This is a genomic window from Pseudoalteromonas sp. PSi26 (assembly GCF_054960575.1).
In genome coordinates, this window is sequence record NZ_JBHNYT010000021.1 from 1 (window position 1) to 26,672 (window position 26,672).

Sequence of the window (26,672 nt, forward strand, 5' to 3'; positions counted from 1 at the left end):
AACTTTATCAGAGGACACTTTCCTCTTTTAATGAGCAATGTATGTCCTCTTATTTATTTTTAATATTAATAACAAATCCTGTAACACATTGCGAGTATTAAACTTTAAGTCGGGCTGTTAATTAACAACAGGCAGAAAAGGGGAAAGTGTCCTCACTTTCTGACTTAGGAGGAAAAACGCCATCGCTTTAGTAAATGCAGTCATTAAAATTTAAAATGAAAACTAAAGGCCTCTTAAAATTATTTTACTGCCACTAAAAAGACTGCAGTGATAATATAAGTAACCGCTTTAAATACAATTATTTGTGTAAGGCAATTATAAAAGTTTATTTTTGGCGGGTGGAAGATGTAAAAAGGGGGAGATGAATTATTGCTAAACGCGCCTGCCTGCTTGTGAAACGGGCAAACACGTTTAATACGAATTTATTTGGATTTTTTTGCTTCAAGCGCTTCTATCTCACTCCAGATTTTTTCGGCTTCTTCGCTTAACATGGCGTAGCTTTTGATGTCGCCTTTACGCTGAGCTTGCATGCCTTGCTCTAATTTGGCGTCGTACTCTTTGCGTAACTTTTTTGTAGGGTCTGATTTGAATATCGAAAACATGGGACTCGCTTAATTTTATAAAAGTGATAGCACTACCATACGCTACAAACAGCTAAAAAGTTCTTTTAGCAGTAAGGCATTTACCTTGTTAAATTAAAATAAGGTAAGTGAATTATTTGCTATGCTGCGGTTACTAAACGGTTTTATAGCTCAGGCTCTAGGCGTTTTATACCTTGGCCATCTAGGCCTAAATAAATATAACCATCAGCACCTTGGGCTAAACTTCTTACGCGGCCAATGCCTTCTAATATTTTCTCTTGGCTTATTAACGTGTTTTTTTCAAGCGTAAGTGCGCTTAAAAACGAAAACTTCATAGACGATAACAGCACTTTACCTTTTAATTTAGGGTATTTGTCGCTGGTGACGAATAGCATGTCTGATGGTGCAATAGATGGTGTCCATTGTGATGTTGGCGATTGCATGCCTTCTTTTGTTTGCAGGTCTGTAAATGACGTGCCGCTGTAATTTACGCCATAGCTAACTACCGGCCATCCGTAGTTTAATCCTGGTTTTATTAAATTAAGCTCGTCACCGCCTCGAGGGCCATGTTCGTGAGCCCAAAGTAGATTATCTTTTGCATCAAACCACATGCCTTGCGGGTTTCGATGTCCGTAAGACCAAACAGCGTGTTTAGCGTCTGTTTGTTTTACAAAGGGATTATCTGTTGGAATACGCCCATCTAAATGAAGACGATAAATTTTGCCCCCATCACGACTAAGATCTTGCGGGTTTAGGTCGCGCGAACCACGATCCCCGATCGAAAAATAAACATAACCTTGTTTATCAAACACAATACGACTGCCGTAGTGCTGACCTTTTGTACTGTTATGCTCACCTTTGTATAAAACGTGTGGCTCTAATAGCTGAGTATGATCATCACTTAATTTTGCGCGCATTAATGCAGTGTTACTACCAGTGCCTTTGCCTTCAGCGCTTGAGTAAGTAAGGTAAAGCCATTGACTATTTTTATTATCGGTATGCAGTGCTAAATCAAGTAAACCGCCTTGGCCGTTAGCATCTATATCGGGCAATCCTTTTACTTGAATAAGCGTTGAGGTGTTTTTACGTAATAAAAATAGTTTTCCACTTCGCTCCGTAATTAATAAATCACCGTTTGGTAGTGCTTCGATTGCCCAAGGAATACTTACACCTTCTGCAACGTCTACTGCTTTTACATTAAGCGGCAAACTCGGCAGCTTTTTAAAATCAACTGCATTTACTGACATTGTAGGCAGCGTCAATAAAACGACCATTAGCACGGCACCTTTAAAAGAATGTGTATATCTTTTTGATTTTATATTGAGCATGTTATTTTCCAAAATTAATCAACTTAGGTTTACGTTAGCACGAGCTGTAAAAATTAGCTAAGCGTTGCGATAAGTGAAAATGCTTTAATTTTAGCTAGTTACATATATCACTCACACAGTATTAGAAATAGTAAGCTCACTCAGTAAAGTATATTTTTTATATTTTATTTAGTTTTGAAATACGTTTATAAATTGAGTTTAGTTTGTTTTTTGTTCGTAGTTTTTAACAAAAATAATGGAATAAACACTCTATTAGGGTTGAAAACTTGAATTTTCAGCGTACACTTGTGCGCTGAAGTTTGAGCTTACACTTGTATGCTCAAATAATTAAGGTTCTGATTTGTGCTAACCCTCAGTTCGTGCAAACCATTGAGCAATAAACCAATATAGAGATTTTATTACAATGTTTACGCAGGCATTAAACCAATTTTCAACGTGGTTTTTACACCATCAAACGTTTGCAGGTTACATAGAGCCAATAATGCAAGTGTTTAAACCTGCTTGGCGTGCAGGGCAATTTAGAGCACAACTGATGAATTCAGACTCATTGAATGGTGAATTTTTGAGTTTGCAGCTAAAACCAAGCAAACAATGGCCCGCGCATACCGCAGGGCAGCATGTTAGTTTGACCATTGAAATGAATGGACGATTATTAACGCGCGTTTTTACAGTTGCTTCAAGCGTTAAATATTTCAACGAAACGGGGTTTATACGTTTGTTAATTAAAACAAGCGAACAAGGACGATTTACCGGTTTATTTAAGAACAAAGCAAAAGCGGGAACATGGTGCAATATATCGGCTGCATCGGGTGAGTTTGTATTTAAAAATACACATACTCCTGCCACATTAATAGCTGGTGGATCTGGTATAACGCCGATGCTAGCAATGCTTGACGATTACTTAGCGCAAACAACCAAAGCAGTAAATTTGGTGTATTACGCAAAATCGGGCGAACATCAATGTGTTGATGAGTTGCGTGAATTAGCCACACAATTTAGTCATTTTTCATTTTTATTGTTAACACGTGAGCAGTCGAGCGACATTACTAGCAATATTAAACATTGGGAGAATCCAGATATATATTGCTGTGGGCCACTAGGGTTTATGCAAACAGTGCAAGAGTTTGCTAAAAGACATGATCTTAATTACTACCAAGAAGCGTTTGGGTTAGCGTTACCCCAAGTAAACAATGAAGATCAGTTTACTGTAAAAGTGAACAGCCAAGCTCACATTGTTGAAGGTAATGATGTACTACTTAGCCAGTTTGAAGTTAAAAAATTACCGGTAAAGCGTGGCTGCGGAATTGGTATTTGCCATCAGTGCCAATGTATTAAAAAGTCGGGAATAGTACGTAATTTAAAAACAGGTGAAATGTCAGATAACGGTGAGCAATTAATCCAGCTTTGTATAAGCCAACCTGTAAGTGATTTGGAGTTAAAATTATGAAAAACATAAACTTTGATCAGCTGGCAAGCGATTTAGATACTATAAAAATGAATACGCTTGCCAAAGTAGGACAAAAAGATGCTGACTACATTCGCTCTGTCGTTCGAAAGCAAAGGTTATGTGAGTGGAGTGGGCGAATACTATTAATGCTTGGATTTATTCAGCCTTTACTTTGGGTTGCCGGTGTTTTGTTACTGGCTTTGGCTAAAATTCTCGATAATATGGAAATTGGCCACAATGTTATGCATGGTCAATACGATTGGATGAACGACAAACAGCTTAACTCTCAGCAATACGAATGGGACATAGCCTGCGATGGCCAAAGCTGGCATCGGGTTCACAATTTTGAGCACCACACTTACACTAACATTATTGGTAAAGACCGTGATTTTGGTTACGGGTTGTTACGTTTGAGTGATGATTTTAAGTGGCGTTTTAAAAATGTGTGGCAGTTTTTTACTTACATAAATTTAAGTGTCTTGTTTCAGTGGGGTGTGTCGTACCATGAGCTAGCAGCAGAGCGTGTTTTTATAGGTAAAAAGAAAGAAAACCGTGAAGGGCAAGTGTCGCATACCACATTAAAACAGCGCTTTTTTAGCAAAGGCGCTAGGCAGTTAATTAAAGATTATGTGATATTTCCGTTATTAGCAGGGCCTTTATTTTTGTGGGTGATAGCGGGTAATTTATTAGCAAATTTGCTTCGTAACTTATGGACGTCGACAATTATATTTTGTGGCCACTTTACTGAAGACACCGAAACGTTTAAAGAGCAAGACTGTATAAATGAGACACAAGGCCAGTGGTATTATCGTCAAGTATTGGGCTCGTCTAATATTAAAGGATCAAATTGGTTTCATATTCTAACGGGGCATTTGAGTTGCCAGATTGAGCACCACTTATTTCCGGATATGCCGTCGTCGCGTTATCAAGAAGTGGCACCTCAGGTACAAGCGGTTATGCAAAAGCACGGCATTGATTACCATACTGGCGGATTTTTTAAACAATATGGCTCGGTGTTAAAGCGAATTATTAGATACTCGTTTAAATAGCGATAGGCCTGCGTAAAGCGCTTTAAAAATTTAAAACATAAACCGGCATGTGTTAGCGCACATGCCGGTTTTTTGCTGTTGTGATTAATTAACATACAGTGAGTGTTGTTTTTTCTTATTGTTAATCAAAAATCCGTAACTTTAGCTATGGTTAATTGATGTGTGATTGTCATACAATGGAGAAAAATAGACCACACAAGAGAGATTAAAATGGCCGCATTTGGTACTGTGTTTATGCCACAGATGATTCAAGCTCGTTTTTCAGATAATCAATGGAGCGAAACCTCAGTTGTTCCATGCGATAAGCTTGAGTTTCATGCTGGTGCACACGTTCTTCATTATTCAAGCACCTGTTTTGAGGGCTTAAAAGCATTTCGTCATGACGATGGGTCTGTTTATATTTTTAGAATGGATGCAAACATAGCACGTATGCAGCAAAGCTCTGCACTTTTAAGCTTGCCAAGTTTTGATGGCGATATGCTTAAAACGATGATTATTGATATTGTTCGCCAATATGCCGATGAAACCCCATTACCGCCTGGCTCTATGTATATTCGCCCAACACATATAGGCACAGAAGCGGCAATTGGTAAGGCGGCAGCTCCTTCAATGAGCTCATTGTTGTACACTTTACTTTCACCCGTAGGTGATTATTTTGCTGGTGGTGCTACGGCATTACGTGTGTTACTTGAAGAAGATGGTATGCGCTGTGCACCTCATATGGGCATGGTTAAAAGCGGCGGTAACTACGCCAGTGCGCTTGGCCCAATTAGCGCTGCACGTAAACAGTATCAAGCAGATCAAATATTATTTTGCCCAGGTGGTGATGTACAAGAAACGGGCGCTGCAAACTTTATTTTGATTGATGGCAACGAAATTATAACCAAAGCGCTCGACTCCACCTTTTTACACGGCGTGACGCGTAATAGTATTTTAACGATTGCTAAAGATTTAGGCATGACTGTGAGCGAACGTAATTTTACAGTGGCTGAACTTTTAGAGCGTGCTGAAAAACCAGGCACAGAGGCTGCGCTTTCAGGTACTGCTGCGGTATTAACGCCAGTGGGAACGTTTATTCATAACGATAAAGAATATAAAGTAGGCACAGGAGAGCCTGGGCCAACAACGGCACGTTTGCGCCAAGCATTGAACGACATTCAATGGGGTAAAAGCGAAGATAAACATGGATGGTTAACTAAAGTGGTATAGCGTTAAATACCCACGTTACTCGCACCAAAAAGCCACCTAATTAAGGTGGCTTTTTGGTGCGAGTAACTTTATTAATTTATTAAAATTTTATTTTTCCGATTAATATATCTTTAAACATAACCCAGTCTCCCCACAAACTATAAAATGGGTGTTTAAATGTAGCTGGTCGGTTTTTTTCAAAAAAGAAATGCCCAGCCCACGCAAAGCCATAGCCAATAATGGGTAGCAGCCACAATAGCGCAAATTTTTGACTTAATAATGCGGTAATAATAACCATAAGTACTAATAAGCTACCTATAAAATGCAAACGCCTGCAGGTTACGTTGCGATGCTCCTTTAAATAATAAGGGTAAAAAGCTTTAAAACTGTTGAAACTGGGCTCTTTTTTTTTCATAAATCACGCTTTATTTTTATTGTATGTTTTTACTATTAAAGCGTAAGTTTACACTTGTTTACAGCGATAAATGGCACTTAACGCATCTTAATAGACATAAGCTTAAAAAACTCATAAGTTATTACTACTACTTAATAAATAAAAAGAACACACATTATGTTACTTAAACGTACTCTTGCCTGTGCTGTATTATTGGCACTCAGTGGCTGTTCAGAGCCAACCAATACATCAGATCAAAAAGAAGTAAAATCATCTATGAATCAAGTTAACTCAGTCGTGTATCCCGAAACCAAAACAGGGGATGTAGTTGATACCTATTTTGGAGAAAACGTGGCCGATCCTTATCGTTGGTTAGAAGACGATATGAGTGCAGAGACTGCTGATTGGGTAAAAGCGCAAAATACGGCTACTTTTTCATACTTAGAACAAATCCCTTACAGAAACAAGCTCAAAGAGCGCCTTGAAAAGCTGATGAATTACGAAAAAATAGGTGCGCCATTTGAAGAGGGCGGCTACACCTACTTTTACAAAAACGATGGCTTGCAAAATCAATATGTTTTATACCGCAGCAAAGGTGGTGAAGCGCCAGAGGTATTTTTAGATCCTAATAAATTTAGCGACGACGGTACAACGTCTATGTCGGGTTTATCGTTTTCTAAAGATGGTAGTTTATTAGCGTATCAAGTTTCTGAAGGTGGCAGTGATTGGCGTAAAATTATCGTTATTAATACAACGACTAAAGAGCAGGTAGAGCAAGCTTTAGTTGATGTGAAATTTAGTGGTATTGATTGGCTAGGTAATGAAGGATTTTACTACTCTAGCTACGACAAGCCAAAAGGTAGTGAGCTGTCGGCTAAAACAGATCAACATAAAGTGTATTACCATGCTTTAGGTACATCGCAGGATGACGATCGTGTTGTATTTGGCGACAGCGAGGCGCAAAAGCATCGTTACGTTGGCGCCGATGTGACAGATGATGGCAAGTACTTGCTAATATCGGCCAGTGTTTCAACGTCTGGAAACAAACTTTTTATAAAAGACTTAAGTAAAGAAAATAGTGATTTTGTTACTGTTGTTGGTAACGCAGATTCAGATACTTCTGTAATTGATAACGACGGCAAAAAGCTTTATTTAGTTACAAATTTAAACGCACCAAACAAAAAAGTGGTTACGGTTAATGCAAATGATCCGGCGCCTGAAAATTGGGTCGATTTTATTCCAGAGACCGATAACGTACTTAACCTAAGCAAAGGCGGGAATACCTTTTTTGCTAATTACATGGTGGATGCAATTTCGCAGGTTAAGCAATACAACAAGCAAGGTGAGTTAATACGTGAAATTAGTTTACCAGGCGTAGGGAGTGCACGTGGTTTTCGTGGTAAAAAAGATCAAACAACGCTTTATTACTCGTTTACTAACTATAAAACCCCAGGGACTACTTTTTCGTTTGATGTAAGCACTGGCGAGTCAAAGGTCTATCGTGAATCGGCAATCGATTTCAACAGTAATGATTACACCTCTGAGCAAGTTTTTTATACCTCAAAAGACGGTACAAAAGTGCCGATGATCATCACTTATAAAACGGGTATAAAATTAGACGGTTCAAACCCGACTATTTTATACGGTTACGGTGGTTTTAATGTAAGTTTAACGCCAAGTTTTAGCCCCGTTAACGCGCTTTGGCTTGAACAAGGTGGGGTGTATGCCGTTGCTAATATTCGTGGTGGTGGTGAATACGGTAAAGACTGGCATAACGCTGGTACAAAAATGCAAAAACAAAACGTGTTTGACGACTTTATTGCCGCGGCAGAGTACTTACAAGATAAAAAGTACACCTCTAAAAAGCGTTTAGCACTGCGCGGTGGTTCAAATGGTGGTTTATTAGTCGGTGCGGTGATGACGCAGCGACCTGACTTATTTCAAGTTGCATTACCAGCGGTAGGCGTACTTGATATGCTGCGTTACCATACATTTACAGCGGGCGCTGGTTGGGCATACGACTACGGTACTAGTGAGCAAAGTAAAGAAATGTTTGAATATATAAAAGCATACTCGCCACTTCACAATGTTAAAGCAGGCGTTGAATATCCTGCCACTATGGTAACAACCGGTGATCACGATGATCGTGTGGTGCCATCTCATTCATTTAAATTTGCTGCTGAATTACAAGCTAAGCAGGCTGGAAATAACCCTACACTTATTCGTATTGAAACAAATGCGGGTCATGGTGCGGGCACACCAACCAGCAAAGTTATAGATTTATACGCAGATATGTTTGGTTTTACGCTATATAACATGGGTGTTAAAGAGCTATAAAACGCGTTAACGTTACCTTGTTTTAAAATACAAAAGCCGAGTAAATTTACTCGGCTTTTTATTATCTGTATTTTGGAGTCAAAAACCTGCTTATTAACTACTGCGCAGGCAAAAATAATCGCTGATAGGTTTTATATGCGTATTCATCACTCATACCACTTAAGTAGTCACAAATAATGCGCATGCCTTGATTATGTTTTTGAGCCTCAATATATTGCGCTTGCGTTGTCTCGGGTAACAAGCGAAGCGGATCGCTTGCAAACGCTGTAAACAATTCAATCAGTAGGTTTTGCCCTTTAAACTCAATCTGTTGCATTTCAGGGTCGCGAATTAAGCGTTGAAATACAAAGTGCTTGAGTATGTGTAGTACGCTTTCATACTCTGGGTGCAACTTAGCAGTGTATTTTAAAATAGGGCATTCAAATGCTTCGTTTTGTATGTCTAAATGAATGTGAATAATGAAGGTGTTTACCAGCTCACCTATGGCGTCTTTTCGTTCAAAATCATTTTTTGAAAATAGTCGAGATGTTAACGTTTCAAGCAAGGTATTCAGCCACTCAAAATTAAGCGCTTGCAAGTGGGGAAGTGCGTGCGTTTGCCAGTCATCTAATGTCAAAACACGGGTTGCAATGGCGTCTTCTAAATCGTGCACGGCGTATGCTATATCGTCGGCATGTTCCATTATGGCGCTGTCGAGGGATTTATAAAGTGTTTTAGCGCGGTGTTTATCTATTGTTGCGTGGGTATTTAATAACGTTCTGTCGTTTTGGCTTAATGGTTCAACAATCCAGTTAAATATGTGTGCGTCGTCTTGATATAACCCTTTTGCTGGGCGCCAATCATCGGCTTTGATAAACGCACGTGAGATATGCGTATCAGGTATGGTGTGCCACAATTCGTTTATAAATGCTGGGTATTTAATAAACCCGAGTAATGTACGGCGTGTAAGGTTCATACCATAACCATTACTGTAGGGCTCTAGCTTAGCAACAATTCGTAAAGTTTGAGCATTTCCTTCAAAGCCACCATGGTCTCGCATCATATAGTTAAGAGCAATTTCACCTCCGTGGCCAAATGGTGGGTGGCCGATATCGTGCGCCAAACAGAGTGTTTCGAGTAAACCGGTTGATGGAAAATGGATAAAATCACTATGTTGTGTCTTTAAGTGCCTTAAAATACCAGTACCAATTTGTGACACCTCTAACGAATGAGTGAGACGGGTACGGTAAAAGTCGTTTAGGCCAATCCCCATAATTTGTGTTTTAGCTTGTAAGCGCCTAAATGCAGCGGCATGAATAATTCTTGAGCGGTCAACCTGCCAGGGAGATCGGTTGTCGTTAGGTCTGTGTTTATATTGCTCTATTATTCTATTTTGCCAAACTTTGTCCATACTGCTCAATCACCATTAAACCTGTTTAGTGTTTAGTATACCCATGCACTTATAAATTGCGAATGAACATATTTTTGTAATTCGCGTTTATATAGTGGCTTAGGTATAATAAAGGTTCGTATGTGTGTGTAGTTACCATACATAAATAGTTGTTTGAATGAGACGATACATGCTTAAGATTATCTTTCAGTTTTTGTTATCCATCCTTTTTATATGGGCACTTACGTACCCATTTATACAAAGCGATGAAACCGATAGTGCAGATCAAACCACCAGTGAACAACCTAAAAAAGTGAAGAAAAAAGAAAAGCCGCTACACAATGTAACGTTGCCTAAATTTTCTGAATTTACGGATGTAAAAGAAAAAAAACGCGCATTTTTTGATTTTATTCGCCCTCATGTCGAGGCTGAAAATACAAAAATACTACAACAACGTGCCAAGTTAGAAATAGCCCGCATGATGCTTGAAAACAACCTATCGCTTGAAGAAAAACAAAACAAAGATATTGTTAAAATCCTAAAACAATATGGTTTACCTGAAGCGGTTAACACACTTGTGCTAACTCAGGCTTTACGCCGTGTTGATATTATTCCTAAAGAAATGGCGCTAATGCAAGCTGCTAATGAGTCGGCTTGGGGCACTTCGCGATTTGCTCAAATTGGTCTGAATTTTTTTGGTCAGTGGTGTTACTCAAAAGGATGCGGTATGGTGCCAAAACGCCGTAACACTGGAGCAGCGCATGAAGTCGCTGCATTTAAATCTGTTCGTGCTGCGGTAAGCTCTTATTTTAGAAATATAAATACTCACGGCGCTTATAAAGAGTTACGGGGCATACGTGAAAACCTGCGCCGTGAAAAAAAACCAGTATTAGCAACCAAACTAACTCATGGTTTGATGTCTTACTCTGAGCGAGGCGAGGAATACATTGAGGAGTTAAATACGATGATTAGACAAAACAGAGCTTATTTTGATGAATAAAGATATGACAGGTTACTTTTACGCGAGTTTACTTTTTTTGTTGAGCTTAAGCGCATTTAACGCCAACGCCAGAGAGTTTGTAATGTCGTACGATGGGTTTTATGACCGTTTAAAAGTAGTTAATAAGGGGGATTTTCAGTATGCCCGTGTCAACTTTTACATAAGCGACATTGCTACTAACGAGGCATGCGCAATAAAAAACGGAACCATTTTAACAGAGAATAACGAGTATCCCCTTAACTTCACTGATAGCGCACAGCTGTTGTTGCCTTTTGATAAACAACTTGATTCAGATAAAGCCGTTATTGTTATAGAGCCACAAAACCCTGAACATGATTGTCAGTTAAAGCTACAAATAGAAGCTAACGAGTTTGACGATTTAGCCTTTTCAAAACATGCGTTATATACCATTAACGAGGAGCTAGATGAATTACTAACTGATTTGTCAGGCTTTTTTGTTAGTAAGCTAATGTGGTTTTTATTACCTGAGCAAAAAGGTGTGGCGGTTACCTTTAAAAACCCAATAAGCATTAATGATGAAAACGTAAGCTGCGAGGAATCGATTTGTTATTTTGATGTTGACGATAATTGGGAAGAGGATGAGCAGTCGTTTGGTGATATTAGTAATGTACTAAAAGTAACCCCATGGATTGCAAAGTAACAGTAAACGTTGCAATGAACTATTAAAAAAAAAGCGGCATTAGCCGCTTTTTTAAATTTTAAGAGGAGCAGAGGAGTCGCGCTGCATTAGCGTAGGCTCAAAAAAACGATTTATTTTAATATTTTTTGTTTGGTATACATCTTTTAGAACGAGTTTTGCGGCCATTTCACCCATTTTACCTACCGGGTTATCAATCGTTGTTAGTGTCGGGTAGAGGTAGTTTGCAAATATCACGTTATCAAATCCGACTATCGATAAATCGTTGGGTAGGTGATAGCCGTGCTCTCGAGCATATTTCATCGCACCCGACGCCATTTCGTCGTTTGCGCACACAAGAGCGGTAAAATTTAGCTTACTATTAATGAGCTGCTCAAGCGCTGAGCTTCCGCCGGTTTCGTTGAAGTCACCTTCAAAATAGAGCGATGGGTCAAACGTTATATTGGCTTCTTCGAGTGCTTGTTTATGGCCAGCTAAACGGTTTGCAGCATCGGCCTTAAACTGAGGACCTGCAATATAAGCAATTTCGGTATGGCCTTGTTCTAACACCGATTTAGTTGCTAAATAACCGCCTAGTTTGTTATCTAAGCTAATGCAGTGCTCTTTGAGTTCTTCGACGTAGCGGCTCATTAAATAAACAGGCGTTGTGCCTCTACTGAGCGATATCAGGTATTCGTCGGTCACTGCTTCAACATGCAAAATTATGGCGTCGCAGCGCCTGCTAATTAAAAAGTCGATTCCTTCTTTTTCTTTATCTTCTTCACTGTGGCCGGTTGTGATAATAACGTGTTTACCGGCAGCTCTGAGCTCAGACTCAATCCCCGCCATCATTTGGGCGAAGAAAGGACCATGTAATTCAGATACTAGAATACCTACACTGTTAGTGCAGTTTGATGCTAAAGATTGGGCTATTGAGTTAGGTTTGTAACCCAATGTTTGCATTGCATCGAGCACTTTTTTAGTTGTTTTATCACTTACTTTTGTGTTTTTGTTCATTACCCGAGAGACGGTAGCTAACGATACACCTGCAAGCTCTGATACTTGATAAATTGTTGCCATGTTACTTATTGACTCGCTTTCACCCTTAACTTAATCAGCTAAATCATACCTTAGTGTTGTTGACTGTGGTTAGCTTTGATTGAATATTTTCAACAACCTGGTTAGTTAATGTATATTTTTTCATTGTGTATGCTACGAAAAGGGATCCTAGGGCGGGTAGTACAGTAAACGACAGTAAAATTCCCTGCTGAGTACTCATTGTTTGCGTCACATCAGCCTGATAGCTGTAAAATGATAATAACCAACCCGCAATAGCACCTCCAACAGCAACACCCATCTTAATAAAAAATATAACACCGGAGTAAACTAAGCCCGTAATACGTAATCCCGTTACCTCGTGACCATAATCTATGGTGTCAGCCATTTTTGCCCATAGGAGTGGGGTCGCCATATCTAAAAAGAATTTCCATAGAATAAAAGCAGCAAACGCGAGAACCAGTTGTTCGCTGCCAATAAAGTAGCTAAATCCACAAATAGTTGCAGCGATAAGTTGTAAGCTGATGTAGGCCTTTATTTTGCAAAAACGCGCAGCTAGCGGCTGTGCAACGGCGCAACCTATCATACTTGCAATTACACCTAGGGTCATAAATAGGGTAATTAAATCTTCCCGACCGAGGTAGTATTTGACGTAATAAACTGCCAGAGTTAGCCTAAGCACTTGGCCCGTCAGTAAGAAAAATGCAGCAATACACAAGGTACGCCATTGATCGTTTTTTATGAGCGCTTGAATACTTTTAGCAAAAGGGATGTTTTGTTCTTTGGGTTGTTGAATACGTTCTTTGGTGCCTAAAAAGCAAAGTAAAAACAGCACAAGGCCTAAAATACTCATGGCGGTCATAGTTAGCTGGTAACCTTTAGCGTTATCGCCCTGGCCAAAGTATTCAACCATTGGCATGGTGCATCCAGCAACAATAACACCACCAAGCATCCCAAATACAAAACGGTACGATTGAATAGTAACGCGCTCTTTTGCGTCTGCGGTTAATACACCACCGAGTGCGCAATAAGGAATATTAATAGCAGTGTAAGCAACCATCAGTAAGGTATAGGTGCTAAAGGCATAGATTATTTTGTCAGTGCCTTCTAAGTCTGGTGTAGTAAACGCTAAAATACTAATAATGGCAAAAGGGAGCGCAAGCCATAGTAGGTAAGGGCGAAAATGCCCCCATCGAGTATGTGTTTTGTCAGCTAGGTTGCCCATTAGGGGGTCGGTTACGGCGTCAAAAATGCGAACAGCTAAAAACATAGTACCAACAACAGCGGGGGATAAGCCCACCACGTCGGTATAGTAAAGCATTAGGAACATCATTACCGTTTGGAAAATAATATTACTGGCGGTGTCGCCTAATCCGTAGGCTATTTTTTCTTTTACACTAACCATGGTTGCTTTATCTCGCTTTATGTTTTTTTAATTGCGTTAATAAATACGTTTTATTATCTATTTGAGATTAATGCTTTATAGGCTAGGCCACTATTTTTTATAGTACGTTGCTGTGTGCTGTAATCTACATAAACTATACCAAATCTTTTTAAGTAACCTTCTGCCCATTCAAAGTTATCCATCAGGCTCCAGGCAAAATAGCCGTCTATTCTAACGCCTTGTTCTGTTGCATTGTGAACGGCATTTAGGTGACTGTTGTAATAGTCTAGTCGATCTACATCATTGATTTCACCATTATTATAGCTGTCGGGCATCGCTGCGCCATTTTCAGTAATAAAAATAGGCGGTAGGGTATAGGTTTTGTTAAGTGTGACTAATAACTCTGTAAACGACTTAGGGTAAATTTCCCAGCCCATATCTGTTAGCGGGCCAGTAGGCTCTATTGGCTCATATATTTCAGTAGGGTGCGCTTTATAAAATTGACGGGTATAAAAGTTAATACCTAAATAATCAATTGATTGAGAAATAATTGCCATGTCACCATCGTGAATATCTGGCAGATGTGCTGAAGGTAATTGTTCAATAATTGCTGGGTATGTACCATCCATGATGGGTTTCATGTACCACTGGTTTAAGTAGTCATCTGCAAAAGCTGTTGCAGCAATGTCATCAGCGTCTTCAGAAATGCTATAGCAGGGAGTAAAATTAAGCACGATACCGTTTAAAGTCGTCGGTGAGTTTTGCTTTAATACGGTCATGGCAAGCCCATGTGCTAATAACAAATGGTGGGCGGCTTTGCGCCCGTATTGTTTGCCGACTTTCCCTGGCGCATGAATGCCAATTTCGTAACCTAAAAAAGCACTGCAAAAAGGTTCATTTAAGGTAGCGTATGAATGGACTCTGTCACCGAATGCCAAGGTAATTAAATCAACATAGTGAGCAAACGCATAAGCTGTTTCTCGATTTAACCAACCCCCTTCGTCTTCAAGGTGTTGAGGTAAATCCCAGTGGTATAACGTGACAAACGCTTTGATATTGCGCTTTTTCAGTTCATCTAATATGTCGGTGTAAAACTTTACGCCTTCAGGGTTAAGCTCACCACTTTTTGTAATAACACGAGGCCAAGAGATAGAGAGTCTGTAAGCATCTACTCCTAATGATTCGATTAAATCTATGTCTTGTTTCCAATTATTGTAATGATCGCATGCAACATGCCCATTTGAGTTATCAGCTATTTTACCTGGAGTATCACAAAAGGTATCCCAGATACATGGCAGGCGGTGTGTTGACCCCCCTTCTATTTGGAAAGACGCTGTTGCTACACCGTAAATGAACTCTTTTGTTAATAGAGGTGAACAAGTTGGTAAAGATATTTTAGTCATTAGTTACAAACCTTTTAAAACCTAAATTGCATTTTTAGCGCCGATATTTACTGCCTCGTAGCTGACTCTCGACTAGATAAAAAAATAAAAATTGTTGAATTATGTTACATGTTCGTATTTAATTAGCTGTGAAAGCGCTTACATTTTTAAGATTAATGTTAATTAACCTTCAGGTCAACTCTTTAATAGCATGGCTTAGCCGCCAATTTATTAACAATACAGAGAAGGTTAACGATAATAATAAATTGCGGAGAGCACATGGCTAGTTCAGCACCAACAACGACACACACACAATCGCAAAACACAGGCGATAATAATTATGGATTTGCACTTACATCGTTAACAACGCTATTTTTTATGTGGGGTTTTATTACCTGCCTAAATGATATTTTAATCCCGCACTTAAAAGCGGTATTCGATTTAACATATGTGCAGGCTATGCTTGTACAGTTTTGTTTTTTTGGCGCTTACTTTTTAATGTCTATACCTAGCGGGCTGATTGTGAAAAAGCTGGGTTATAAAAACGGCATTGTTGTCGGGTTACTAATTGCTGCAGTTGGGTGTGTATTATTCTATCCGGCGGCACAAATGCATAACTATCCTGTATTTTTGTTTGCGCTATTTGTTTTAGCAAGCGGAATTACTTTATTACAGGTATCTGCAAACCCATACGTAAGCTTATTAGGTCCTGCAAAAACAGCGTCTTCTCGTTTGACATTAACACAGGCCTTTAATGCGCTTGGTACCACGGTTGCACCGTCTTTTGGTGCATTATTAATACTAGGTTCAGCGTCGGATGCTTTTTTAACACCGGCGCAAAATGCAGAGTCGGTTCAACTTCCTTACTTAATCCTTGCTGCAATGTTAATTGCGTTAGCGGGTATTTTTGCATGGCTTAAGCTTCCCGACATTATGAGCGAGCAAAAAGAAGCGGCCGAGAAATCAGACACCATTGAAGGGAGTGCATGGCAGTATCGCCACCTCGTTTTGGGTGCGGTAGGCATATTTATGTATGTGGGCGCTGAAGTTGCGATTGGTAGCTTTTTAGTTAGCTTTTTAGCGCAAGAGAATATTGCTGGATTAAAAGAACATGTCGCCGCTCATTACATTACCTATTACTTTGGTGGTGCAATGGTTGGGCGTTTTATTGGTGCCGCCGTTATGCAAAAACTACCTGCAGGCAAAGTGCTTGGTTTTAACGGCACAATGGCTATTATTTTAGTGATTATTGCTATGAGCACATCGGGGCAATTAGCCATGTGGTCAATTTTATTAGTTGGTTTATTTAATTCAATTATGTTTCCTACTATTTTTAGCTTAGCGCTAAATGGCTTAGGTAAACACACCGCTCAAGGGTCTGGTATTTTATGTTTAGCAATTGTAGGTGGTGCCATTGTTCCGCTTATACAAGGTGCTTTTGCAGATTACATGGGTGTTCAACTTTCGTATTTTTTACCGGTTCTATGTTACATATTCATCGTATTTTACGGCTTAAGTGGCAGCAAACCCGTTCAAGCTGAGGAGACTTTATAATGAACACTCGTTTTACGCTCAATAAAATTGCATTAGCAACATTGGTTGCCTCACTGACAACATTAGCAGCTTGTTCAAACGACAATACTAATCAAGTTGATACTACAAATGCGCACGCTAGTGCTGAACAAATATGGCCCAAGCTCAACATTGCGGTTAAAAAAGATGCTGAGATAGAAGCGCAAATAGCGACTTATTTAAACTCAATGACGCTAGAGCAAAAAGTTGCGCAAATGATTCAGCCTGAAATACGTGATATTACCGTTGAAGATATGCGTAAATACGGTTTTGGTTCTTATTTAAACGGGGGTGGGGCCTTTCCTAATGGGGATAAACATGCCACACCACAAGATTGGGTTGCCCTTGCTGAAAAAATGTATCAAGCGTCTGTTGATGATTCAATAGACGGTAGCAAAATTCCTACTATGTGGGGCACGGATGCAGTGCACGGTCATAATAACGTGATTGGTGCTACGTTATTTCCACATAATATTGGTTTAGGTGCGGCTAATAATCCTGAACTAATTGAACAAATTGCAGCGGTTACCGCGGTAGAAGTTATGGCTACAGGTATTGATTGGGTGTTTGCGCCAACCGTTGCAGTTGTACGTGACGATCGCTGGGGTAGAACCTATGAGGGTTATTCTGAAGACCCTGAAATAGTGCGTGAGTATTCAGCAGCTATTGTAAATGGCTTACAAGGTAAGGCAGATGAAGACTTCTTAAGTGATAAACGTGTAATTAGTACTGTTAAACACTTTTTAGGTGATGGCGGCACTGTTGATGGTGACGATCAAGGTAATAATATCGATAGTGAGCAATCGTTATTTGATATTCATGCACAAGGTTATGTGGGTGGATTATCGGCTGGTAGTCAGTCTGTAATGGCGTCGTTTAACAGTTGGAACGGTGTTAAAAATCACGGTAATAAATATTTACTGACCGATGTATTAAAAACACGCATGGGTTTTGACGGGTTTGTTGTTGGTGACTGGAATGGACATGGCCAAATAAAGGGCTGTACCAACGAAAGCTGTCCACAAGCTATTAATGCAGGGCTAGATATATTTATGGTGCCAACGGGCGCTTGGAAACCACTGTATGAAAATACCATAGCGCAAGTTAAATCTGGCGAAATTAGCATGGCGCGTATTGACGATGCAGTTGCACGTGTATTGCGTGTAAAACTACGCGCGGGTTTATTCGATAAGCCAAGTCCAGCAAACCGTTTATATTCAGGTAAAACAGAATTAATTGGCGCACAAGATCACCGTGAAGTAGCACGACAAGCAGTACGTGAGTCACTCGTACTGCTTAAAAATAAAAATGGCTTATTGCCGCTTTCGCCAAATCAACATGTACTTATTACCGGTGACGGTGCCGATAATATCGGTAAACAGTCTGGTGGGTGGAGTATTACTTGGCAGGGAACTAACAATAAAAATGCTGACTTCCCAGGAGCCACGTCAATCTATAAAGGCTTAGAAGAGCAAGTTACTGCCGCAGGCGGTAAAGTTACCCTCAGTGATGATGGCTCTTTTGAGCAAAAACCCGATGTAGCCGTTGTTGTATTTGGTGAAGAACCCTACGCGGAGGGTCATGGTGACAGAGATAACCTTGAATTTGAGCGCGGCAATAAAAAATCGTTAGCGCTGTTAAAGTCATTAAAAGCGCAAGGAATAAACGTTGTTTCTGTATTTATTTCTGGTCGCCCAATGTGGGTAAACAGTGAACTTAATGCGTCTGATGCATTTGTAGCAGCATGGTTACCTGGTACTGAAGGCGGTGGTGTTGCCGATGTGCTACTAAAAACAGCCGACGGTAGTGTTAACCACGATTTTAAAGGTAAACTTTCTTTTTCATGGCCTAAAACGGCAGTTCAAACAACGGTTAATAAGGGAGATAAAGATTACTCGCCGTTATTACCTTATGGCTTTGGTTTAACCTATGGCGATAAAAATATACTTGCGGATAATTTAGATGAAAATTCGCAATTAGATAATTCATCACTAACGAGTATGGATATTTTAGTGGGAGCACCGGTTGCGCCATGGCGCTTATTGCTCAAATCAGGTGATGAATTGTTAGATGTGTCGAGCAGTACCCATGAATTTGGCGCTATAAAATACCGAACAGAAGATAAGGTTGTGCAAGAAGATGCCCGTCAGTTTAATTTCAACGGTAGTGAAAAAGCGAGCGCAGAAATAGTAACGAGTTTTGCTGAAGACACTATTACTTATGTTGAAGCAAATGGCGTAATTAGTTTTGACATAAAGCTTAACCAAGCGCTTGGTAATGAGCTTTCACTTGCAATGTGTTCGGGTGAATGTGGTGAAAGCATTAACCTAGCTAACGTTGTAGATAGTCGTTTACTTAGTAAATGGCAGTCAGTATCGATTGACCTGAAATGCTTTGCTGATAAAGGCGTTAATTTTGCGAGTTTAACAAGCCCATTTAGTTTGCATAGCTCAGGTAAAGCCTCTGTGTCGGTATCAGATATCAAATTTGTACCAAACAAAGCAGATGAAGCAACGCTTAAGTGTAAGTAAGACTACGCTAAATTAAATAGATAGATTGTTGTGTGTAGTAAAGCCCTTCATTTGAAGGGTTTTTTTTATGAATCAAAATACACAGATAGTTTAATTTAGTAATTAAGCTTGCAAAAGTAAGCTTTTTTCATCGTAGGTTACTACTTTGTCGCGGCCTGTTTCTTTAGCTAGGTACAGTCTCTTATCGGCGTTGGCTAATAATTCTTTTATTGTCTGTTCGCCGTTTATTGTGCTACTGACGCCTGCGCTCACCGATAAATTTATATCGTGCCCCTCGTAATAAAATGGATAACTGCTTATGCTTTCGCGTAGTTCTTCGGCATTATTTCTGGCATCACTTAATGAGCAGTCTGGCAACAAAATAGCAAATTCTTCGCCGCCGATTCTGGCTGATATCTCTTCATTTAAAAATTGTGATTTTACATGCTGAGCGATCCACTTTATGGCTTGATCGCCGGCCTCGTGGCCATAGGTATCGTTAACGCGTTTGAAAAAATCAATATCGAGCAAAATAAGTGAAATATTTTTGTTTTGGTAAAGAGGTAAACTTAACGCGTTTTTTCCTTTTATAAAAAAACCACGGCGGTTAAATAGTTGACTCAAAACGTCGGTATTAGCAATGCTGGCAAGCGTATGTTCTGTATTAGATGCTAATAAGTAAGGGAGTAATAATGCACTGCAAGTGGCTAAAATTAAATGACTACTTAAAATGAGCTCTAATGGTTCTAAATAGCTTGTCTCGCTTAGGCTTAAAATAGGTAAAGCAAGCAGCACTGTTTGAACAAACATAAGCAAACTATGAATTAAAAAGCAGGTAATTAATGCCTTTTTTTGTAAGGTTGCAACAAAGCTCATAGTGCTAATGATGTAAGCAGAAAATAAGTATAACCCTGCAATAATAAAGCTCGTTACCATTTTTGCTGCGGAGTAAGGGTACACTGATAATAAAACTACAGCGGTAAAAAGTAGCAAATAGTAAATAGGGCGTAAGTTTAAAGGTTTGCTGTATTTGTATTTATGTAGTCCCAGAATAATTAAAAATGGGCTGAGTATTATAAAAATATTCGCTAAATAACTCGTAACAAAAGGAAAATTAAGTATTAGTTTTAAACATGCGAGTAGTTCAGCAAATGAAAATGCAATGCACGCTAAGCCAAAAATTAAAAAAGCAGATTGTTTTTTGTAGTTATGAACAGATAAAAAAAACAACCCTATTAGTAGGTTAAGTATAAAAGAGAGACCAATCAAAGTAGGCAGGTGCAGCATTCATTCTCGCTTTTATTAGGTAATTGTGTCTGACTAACTTAAGTATTATGTATTAATCATTAAAGGTCAATATGGGTAAATAGTAGTAGTTACCCATATCGTAACTGAATAGAGTATACACAGAAGATAATTAACGCCAGCTAAACCAAGCTGTCCAATGCCGATTTAAGGTTCTCGTAATGAAAACGATAGTTATGCTTTTGCGCTTTGGTTGGCACTACAAATTGCCCGGTAGTGAGTAAGTCAGACATTTCACCCATTAATACTTTCAGCACAAATGCAGGCATGGGCATAAAAGCAGGACGCGATAATGCATTACCCAAGCGTTTACTAAACTCTGAGTTACTAACTGGGTTTGGTGCTACAGCGTTAATTGGCCCCGAGATTTCAGGGTGTTTCATAATATATAAAATAAGCTGTGTCATATCGTCTATATGTATCCACGACATACCTTGCTCTCCGTCACCAATTGGCCCGCCTAAACACAATTTAAATGCGGGAAGCATCTTGCTTAATGCACCACCTTTTTTAGCTAATACAATACCGGTTCGTAATAGGCAGACTCGTGTTTTTTCAGACTCTGCTTTTAATGCTGCGTCTTCCCAGTCTTTACACAGCTGATGACTAAACTCATTGTGGGGATCTGTAAAGTTTTCATCTATGCGCTTGTTGCTTTGGCGTCCATAGTAGCCAATAGCACTGCCTGATATATACGTGTGTGGAGGGTTAGCACTTGCTGCAATAGCGTGGCTAATTTGCTGCGTTATATTAATGCGGCTGTCACGTATAATTTGCTTCTGTTTATCGCTCCAACGTTTATTAACGATTGGCTCACCGGCTAAATTAATAACAACGTCAACGGTATTAAAATCAACAGCACTTATGTCACTGACTGCTTTAATTTTATGACCCAATAATACATTTGCTTTTGTGGCATTACGGCTAAGCACGGTAACCGTGTTGTGGTGCTCTAAAAAAGGACATAAATGTTGGCCAATTAGCCCAGTAGCACCTGTAACAAATATATGCATATTGAATCCTCAAATTATAATTATAGCAAGCGTTCTTAATTTATACTCACTAGCATGTAGTTTCTATCCTTGATACGAAATAACAAGGGTTATGATCACTTTGTAATTATTTCATTTCATTAGGTTTTGCCTTACACTGTGGCCTTATTACAAATAAAAGGATGAATAAAGTGGCAGGTTTAACGGGTGTAAATAAAAGCTTAATTGTTTTTGCTGCTTTAGTAGTGGTATTGGCAGGGATCAAATCAGCAAGTGTCATTGTTATTCCTTTCATATTAGCAGCATTTATTGCCATTATTTGTAATCCACTAATTAAATTTTTTGCACGTTATAAAATTCCTAAAGGCATTGCAGTGATGCTTGTGGTGCTAATTATTGTTGGGCTTGGAGTCAGCTTAGGTGGCTTAGTTGGCCAGTCCATTAATGATTTTTCACAGCAGCTTCCTGAATATAAAGCCCAACTCAAAGAAGAGTTTATTTGGCTTGTAGACCTCGCCTCCCAGTACAATATTTTAATTAATAAAGAACAACTCATTTCGATGTTTGACCCAGGCAAAATGGTTGATGTAGCAACTAACATGTTGACAGGGCTTGGTGGCGTAATGGCAAACATGTTTTTAATAATATTAACGGTTATTTTTATGCTGTTTGAAGGCCCACTGCTAAGCAATAAAATACATATGGCTCTTGAAGATCCTGATAGTAAAATGAAGCAAATTGACCGATTTTTAGAATCAATTAATTCTTACTTGGCTATAAAAACACTCGTTAGTTTAGCTACCGGTATTATTGTGTCTGTTTACTTGTGGGTTCTAAATGTCGACTACTTTATATTATGGGGTGTTTTAGCATTTATGTTTAATTATATTCCGAATATTGGGTCAATTATTGCGGCTGTGCCTGCCGTTTTACTTGCCTTAATTACTCAAGGCCCTCTAATTGCAGGTATGGTAGCGGCGGGTTACTTAACAATAAACACGGTGATGGGCAACATTGTAGAGCCTAAATTTTTAGGTAAAGGGCTTGGCCTATCAACCCTTGTTGTATTTTTATCTTTAATATTTTGGGGGTGGCTACTTGGTACCGTGGGTATGCTGTTATCTGTTCCATTAACAATGATTGTCAAAATAGGCCTAGAAACAAGCATAGAAGGTAAATGGGTTGCTACATTATTAGGCAGTGGTGAAGATAGCGCGATGCGTTAACCTACAGCATTTATAATCAATATAACCCATTTGAATTGCTATATAGCACTTAATGCGTCATCAACAGCGTTAAGTGCTCCCTCTAAATAACCTGCTTCTTTTTTTGCGAATTCACTTCCTACTAAGTGAATATTTAGATCTCTTAGCTCACTTGTTAGTTCACTTAAATGGAAATCAGGGTGTTGTGAGGGTTGTGTTTTATCGTCGTTATTGGCAACAAATTCATCCTCAGCCCAATCTTTTATAAAACAATGTGTAGGGTTTCTAGCTGCTTCGCCGTAAAAATAGATTAGCTGGTTAATACAAGCTTCTATTAATTGTGCTTTGGTAACTTTACTGCGAGTGGAATATGGCACGCCGATAAAGCCAAATAAGGCAGCATGCTTATTGTGTTCTGCACTTGCATCATGTATTTCAACCATGGGTCCGACTCGGCTAAAGCATTGCCCAGATAGATTGCGTTCTCGCCAAAAGGGGTAATCGAATGTGGCCACAAATTTAGCTTGTCCTGCCATCCAAGTGGGCGTTGTGGTCAAACGATTTATAAGCCTCTCACTTGCCCAAAGATTAGGTGTTAAATGTTGGGTGATCATTCGTGGAGGCAGTGCACAGAGCACTGTGTTTGTTTCAAACTGCTGTATTTGACCATTGTTGTTAACTGTTAACTGCCAGTTATCATGACTTTTTTTGAGTTCTGTTACGCGATGATTTAACAATATATGCTTTGAAGGTAGCTGTTTATAGAGTGCCTTAATTAAGGTACTCATGCCATGTTTTAGCCTAAACAATTGCATTTCGCCAGCGCCAGCTATTTGTTGAACTGCTTGATTAGGCGCTTGGTATAACACATCACCATGATTGTATTGCTCAAATATCGATAAGTTGAGCGATTTGACCAATGATTGAATTTTTGGCTGATGAGGAAAAATCCACGTCGGACCAAGATCAAACCCAACATTTTCATTTTTTAATGAATTTTCACAATAAATACGCCCACCTAAACGTGGTTTGGCCTCTAATAATAAAAACGCAATATTACGTTCATGCAATTTTGTTGCAGCATAAAGCCCTGCAAGTCCGCCACCAACAATTATTATAGGCTTGGCCATTAGTTACCTTTTTAAGTTTAACAATCTACTAGTAGGTAGTTTGTTTTGTGCGCGCACTATTGTCAAGTAAGTAAGTGAGCTAGTCGTGTTATTTACACGTGCTTTAAAAAGGTTGCTTTAAGGATTCTGTAAACTGATTTACTAACTGAATTTCACAGTGTTTGTAACTTATAGCGGCTGCTTTTGCGTTAGGAAGTTGTAATATGTATCGCCATTGGCAGGCGCTTTCAATGTACTTTTCGTTGTTTTTTATACTACGCATAAATAGTTGGAGTACCTGCGTATTGCCTGTGGCTTCTTCAGATTGTACTAGTTCATATTTACGCTTTTGTACCCAGGTTCCTTGTTCTTGTTTGGCTTTATCTAATTGGGTATCAAGACATTGAATATAGCGCTTCGATTCATCCATCGTTGGCTTGTCGGGTAATTGGCAAGCATCGTTAGCATTCACATTGACACTTATTAAAAGTATCAAAAGAGCAAATAAAGTTGTATGGGTGCTATTTTTTGTCATTGTAATTAAACTCTAATATAAATTGTGCTCCGCCTAATTTATCAGCTTCGGTTATGGTCAAAGTACCATGATACGAAGTGACTAAATCTGACACGATGGCCATTCCAACGCCATGTCCATTTTGATAAGTATCCAGGCGTGTGCCGCGTTTAAGTAATGATTCACGCTTATCCTCTGGAACACCTGGGCCATCATCGCTGATACCTATACATAACGTTTTACTTTGCACTACTTGCACGGTCACTTGCGAACGACAGGCTTTACAAGCATTGTCGATTAAATTGCCTAATAGCTCCATTAAATCGGTTTGGTCACCTAAAAAGTAGTCTTTATCAGAAACTATACAATCAAAAATAATGTCTTTGTCGCGATAAACTTTAGCCATTGCACTGAGTATTGAGTCAATAACAGGTTTTATAGGCGTTTGTTTTTTCCAAGTATCTGATGCGCCAGTGGCCGCACGCTTTAATTGGTGTTCGATCATCACATTTATACGGTCTAACTGTTCTTGTGCGTCAGCATCATTTGCAAGCGGGCTTGACTTAAGAACAGCAAGTGGGGTTTTAAGTGCGTGCGCTAAATCGCTGAGCGATGCTCTGTAGCGTTCTTTTTGCCGTTGCTGAGATTCAAGTAACAAGTTTAAGTCGGCTTTTATGGTTTGTAGTTCAATTGGATAAAGGCCTTTGATTTTTTGAATATCGCCAGACTCAATGGCTTTTATTTCTTTATCTAAGCGCTGAAGTGGGCGAGCGCTCCAAATAAAACCGATAGCCATTAAAATTGTTATGGCAATACCCATAACAAACATCCACTCAACAAGTGTTTGTTTAAAACCATCCATTAAGCGAAGTAGAGCGTCGTTACGTTTTACTAAAATGAACCGAGCCTGCTCAGACTGATCAATATTATTTAATATTACGGTTAAACTAAGCTGCCAATAAACCGTATTTTTGTATTCTACGCGCCTAAAGTCAGCAGCACCGGCTTTGGTTTCTATTTGTTGAGGTACAAAGTCGACATTCACCGCCGACTCCGAATGCCAAATTGGCTCTTCATCTCGGTAAATCATTGCGTAAGTGTCAGAGTTTAATCTGTTAAGCTCAGGCGCTAATATAGTGCTTGGCATAATTATGCCATGCTCAGTGAAGTCTACCTCAGATATGAGAGAATAGAGTTGTGCTTCTAGCGTTTTTTCTGTGGCATCGACCAAAGAGGCATAATAGGCTTTGCCAATTGAGTAGAATAAAATTGGTAGTGCCACCAATAAAACAAAGACAAGGATAAATCCTTGCCTTATTTTTAGTGATACTTGCGGTCCTACCACTGGCTTTTAAGCCTGTAACCACGGCCACGCAACGTTTCAACTGGGTTTAATACACCCTCTGGGTCTAACTTTTTACGTAGGCGTAAGACAAATACTTCAATTACATTCGAATCAAGGTCGAAATCCTGATCGTAAATATGCTCGGTAAGTTCTGACTTAGAAATAACCTTTTGTGGGTTTACCATTAAGTATTCAAGAACTTTATACTCATAAGCCGTTAAGCTTAACTCTTTGTCGTTAACCCAAACTTGTTGCGAACGGGTGTGTATTTTTATAGGTCCTGCTGTCATTTCAGGGTTAGCTTTACCTGCACTGCGGCGAATAAGTGCGTTACAACGTGCTGCTAATTCTTCAACATGAAAAGGCTTTGTTAGGTAGTCGTCTGCACCAGCATCTAGCCCTTCAACTTTATCTTGCCAGCGGTCACGGGCTGTTAAAATTAAAATTGGAATTGTCACGCCTTGTGCACGTGCTTTGTTAATTAACTCAATTCCGTCAATTTTAGGTAAACCTAAATCAACAACAGCCATATCTAAAGGGTATTCAGTGATATGAAATAAACCAGATTCACCATCGTGACATAAATCCACGCTGTAGCGTTCTTTCTCTAATGCATTTCGTAGGTTGTCTGCTAAATGTAGATCGTCTTCAATAACTAAAATTCGCATTTTTTAATCCTTTTTCACTTCGCCGGTTTTTTTATTTATATGTAAATCAACGACGTGGCCGTCAGATTTGAGTATTCGCACGGTATAAAACTCTGGTTTTTCAGTTATTTTAAGCGTTTTACCGCCAATGCTTTGTTTAGCAAGTATTACTGCTTTCTTTTTATCCACCAGTTGAACAACCTTTTTGGTGGGCGTAGCCGAAGCTTGACTGCTGGCAGCAAAGCTAACACAAGCAATAAAAATGAGGCTTAATAATACGCGCATAACAGAAACTCCTAGACCAGATAACCTTAGTTTAAT

23 protein-coding genes are annotated in these 26,672 nt (G+C 39.3%); 9 read left to right on the plus strand and 14 right to left on the minus strand.

All coding sequences use genetic code 11. From position 1 onward, the window contains the following. Nucleotides 1–422: 422 nt before the first annotated feature. Nucleotides 423–602, minus strand: coding sequence for a DUF6435 family protein (locus ACFI34_RS17360; protein ID WP_008127419.1), 180 nt, complete (start codon nt 600–602; stop codon nt 423–425). Between the two features lie 143 nt (nt 603–745). Further along, nucleotides 746–1,855 carry a PQQ-dependent sugar dehydrogenase gene (locus ACFI34_RS17365; protein WP_462674382.1) on the minus strand — a complete coding sequence of 370 codons (1,110 nt, stop codon included), beginning with the start codon at nt 1,853–1,855 and terminating at the stop codon, nt 746–748. Nucleotides 1,856–2,312: 457 nt separating this feature from the next. On the opposite strand from ACFI34_RS17365, the gene ACFI34_RS17370 reads away from it, so the two are divergent. From ACFI34_RS17370 to ACFI34_RS17380, 3 genes are all read left to right on the plus strand, one after another. Then, nucleotides 2,313–3,356 carry a ferredoxin reductase gene (locus ACFI34_RS17370; RefSeq protein ID WP_462674383.1) on the plus strand — a complete coding sequence of 348 codons (1,044 nt, stop codon included), beginning with the start codon at nt 2,313–2,315 and terminating at the stop codon, nt 3,354–3,356. After that, nucleotides 3,353–4,405, plus strand: a complete 1,053-nt coding sequence (locus tag ACFI34_RS17375) for a fatty acid desaturase family protein (RefSeq protein ID WP_462674384.1) — start codon at nt 3,353–3,355, stop codon at nt 4,403–4,405. Before ACFI34_RS17370 ends, ACFI34_RS17375 begins: the two co-directional genes overlap by 4 nt. Nucleotides 4,406–4,609: 204 nt before the next feature. Next, the gene (locus ACFI34_RS17380; protein ID WP_462674425.1) at nt 4,610–5,614 is read left to right on the plus strand and encodes a branched-chain amino acid aminotransferase; all 1,005 of its coding nucleotides are present in this window, start codon (nt 4,610–4,612) and stop codon (nt 5,612–5,614) included. A 79-nt stretch (nt 5,615–5,693) separates the two neighbouring features. On the opposite strand, the gene ACFI34_RS17385 is transcribed toward ACFI34_RS17380, so the two are convergent. Further along, nucleotides 5,694–6,008 carry an Mpo1-like protein gene (locus ACFI34_RS17385; protein WP_462674385.1) on the minus strand — a complete coding sequence of 105 codons (315 nt, stop codon included), beginning with the start codon at nt 6,006–6,008 and terminating at the stop codon, nt 5,694–5,696. Nucleotides 6,009–6,164: 156 nt separating this feature from the next. Between ACFI34_RS17385 and ACFI34_RS17390 the strand changes: the two genes are divergently transcribed. Further along, a complete protein-coding gene (locus ACFI34_RS17390) occupies nt 6,165–8,324 on the plus strand; it encodes a prolyl oligopeptidase family serine peptidase (RefSeq protein WP_462674386.1) in 2,160 nt (719 codons plus the stop codon). A gap of 97 nt (nt 8,325–8,421) precedes the next feature. Here the strand turns inward: ACFI34_RS17390 and ACFI34_RS17395 are convergent, their stop codons facing one another. Continuing rightward, nucleotides 8,422–9,714 carry an anti-phage deoxyguanosine triphosphatase gene (locus ACFI34_RS17395; protein WP_462674387.1) on the minus strand — a complete coding sequence of 431 codons (1,293 nt, stop codon included), beginning with the start codon at nt 9,712–9,714 and terminating at the stop codon, nt 8,422–8,424. Nucleotides 9,715–9,883: 169 nt separating this feature from the next. Here ACFI34_RS17395 and ACFI34_RS17400 point away from each other — a divergent pair, with 169 nt between their 5' ends. Further along, on the plus strand, nt 9,884–10,693 hold the full coding sequence (locus ACFI34_RS17400; RefSeq protein ID WP_462674388.1) for a glucosaminidase domain-containing protein: 810 nt from the start codon (nt 9,884–9,886) through the stop codon (nt 10,691–10,693). After that, a complete protein-coding gene (locus ACFI34_RS17405) occupies nt 10,686–11,354 on the plus strand; it encodes a DUF2987 domain-containing protein (RefSeq protein ID WP_462674389.1) in 669 nt (222 codons plus the stop codon). The genes ACFI34_RS17400 and ACFI34_RS17405 overlap by 8 nt, the downstream gene beginning before the upstream one ends. Before the next feature lie 51 nt (nt 11,355–11,405). Here ACFI34_RS17405 and ACFI34_RS17410 read toward each other — a convergent pair whose 3' ends face one another. From ACFI34_RS17410 to ACFI34_RS17420, 3 genes are read right to left on the minus strand one after another with little or no spacing between them, the layout of a single operon-like run. Then, nucleotides 11,406–12,410 carry a LacI family DNA-binding transcriptional regulator gene (locus ACFI34_RS17410; protein WP_462674390.1) on the minus strand — a complete coding sequence of 335 codons (1,005 nt, stop codon included), beginning with the start codon at nt 12,408–12,410 and terminating at the stop codon, nt 11,406–11,408. Between the two features lie 43 nt (nt 12,411–12,453). Continuing rightward, nucleotides 12,454–13,791 carry a glycoside-pentoside-hexuronide (GPH):cation symporter gene (locus tag ACFI34_RS17415; RefSeq protein ID WP_462674391.1) on the minus strand — a complete coding sequence of 446 codons (1,338 nt, stop codon included), beginning with the start codon at nt 13,789–13,791 and terminating at the stop codon, nt 12,454–12,456. A 53-nt stretch (nt 13,792–13,844) separates the two neighbouring features. Beyond that, entirely contained in the window at nt 13,845–15,173 is a 1,329-nt protein-coding gene (locus ACFI34_RS17420; RefSeq protein ID WP_462674392.1) for a GH1 family beta-glucosidase, read from the minus strand. A gap of 258 nt (nt 15,174–15,431) precedes the next feature. Between ACFI34_RS17420 and ACFI34_RS17425 the strand changes: the two genes are divergently transcribed. Both ACFI34_RS17425 and ACFI34_RS17430 read left to right on the plus strand, forming a co-directional pair. Next, nucleotides 15,432–16,706 carry a sugar MFS transporter gene (locus tag ACFI34_RS17425; RefSeq protein WP_462674393.1) on the plus strand — a complete coding sequence of 425 codons (1,275 nt, stop codon included), beginning with the start codon at nt 15,432–15,434 and terminating at the stop codon, nt 16,704–16,706. Beyond that, nucleotides 16,706–19,255 (plus strand): glycoside hydrolase family 3 protein, encoded by a 2,550-nt coding sequence (locus ACFI34_RS17430; RefSeq protein ID WP_462674394.1) that lies wholly within the window; start codon nt 16,706–16,708, stop codon nt 19,253–19,255. Before ACFI34_RS17425 ends, ACFI34_RS17430 begins: the two co-directional genes overlap by 1 nt. 102 nt (nt 19,256–19,357) lie before the next feature. On the opposite strand, the gene ACFI34_RS17435 is transcribed toward ACFI34_RS17430, so the two are convergent. Continuing rightward, nucleotides 19,358–20,521 carry a GGDEF domain-containing protein gene (locus tag ACFI34_RS17435; protein ID WP_462674395.1) on the minus strand — a complete coding sequence of 388 codons (1,164 nt, stop codon included), beginning with the start codon at nt 20,519–20,521 and terminating at the stop codon, nt 19,358–19,360. 140 nt (nt 20,522–20,661) lie between these two features. Beyond that, a complete protein-coding gene (locus tag ACFI34_RS17440; RefSeq protein WP_462674396.1) occupies nt 20,662–21,552 on the minus strand; it encodes a TIGR01777 family oxidoreductase in 891 nt (296 codons plus the stop codon). 170 nt (nt 21,553–21,722) lie between these two features. Here ACFI34_RS17440 and ACFI34_RS17445 point away from each other — a divergent pair, with 170 nt between their 5' ends. Beyond that, complete coding sequence (locus ACFI34_RS17445; RefSeq protein ID WP_008127717.1) at nt 21,723–22,757, plus strand: AI-2E family transporter; 1,035 nt, start codon at nt 21,723–21,725, stop codon at nt 22,755–22,757. Between the two features lie 38 nt (nt 22,758–22,795). Here ACFI34_RS17445 and ACFI34_RS17450 read toward each other — a convergent pair whose 3' ends face one another. The 5 genes from ACFI34_RS17450 to ACFI34_RS17470 all read right to left on the minus strand — a co-directional run bounded on the left by ACFI34_RS17450 (nt 22,796) and on the right by ACFI34_RS17470 (nt 26,636). After that, nucleotides 22,796–23,866 (minus strand): flavin monoamine oxidase family protein, encoded by a 1,071-nt coding sequence (locus ACFI34_RS17450; RefSeq protein WP_462674397.1) that lies wholly within the window; start codon nt 23,864–23,866, stop codon nt 22,796–22,798. A gap of 103 nt (nt 23,867–23,969) precedes the next feature. After that, entirely contained in the window at nt 23,970–24,380 is a 411-nt protein-coding gene (locus tag ACFI34_RS17455; protein WP_462674398.1) for a hypothetical protein, read from the minus strand. Further along, nucleotides 24,367–25,704, minus strand: a complete 1,338-nt coding sequence (locus ACFI34_RS17460; protein WP_462674399.1) for an ATP-binding protein — start codon at nt 25,702–25,704, stop codon at nt 24,367–24,369. The genes ACFI34_RS17455 and ACFI34_RS17460 overlap by 14 nt, the downstream gene beginning before the upstream one ends. Beyond that, the gene (locus ACFI34_RS17465; RefSeq protein ID WP_462674400.1) at nt 25,698–26,372 is read right to left on the minus strand and encodes a response regulator transcription factor; all 675 of its coding nucleotides are present in this window, start codon (nt 26,370–26,372) and stop codon (nt 25,698–25,700) included. Before ACFI34_RS17465 ends, ACFI34_RS17460 begins: the two co-directional genes overlap by 7 nt. 3 nt (nt 26,373–26,375) lie before the next feature. Next, nucleotides 26,376–26,636: a PepSY domain-containing protein gene (locus ACFI34_RS17470; protein WP_462674401.1), complete on the minus strand. Its 261-nt coding sequence runs from the start codon at nt 26,634–26,636 to the stop codon at nt 26,376–26,378. Nucleotides 26,637–26,672 lie beyond the last annotated feature (36 nt).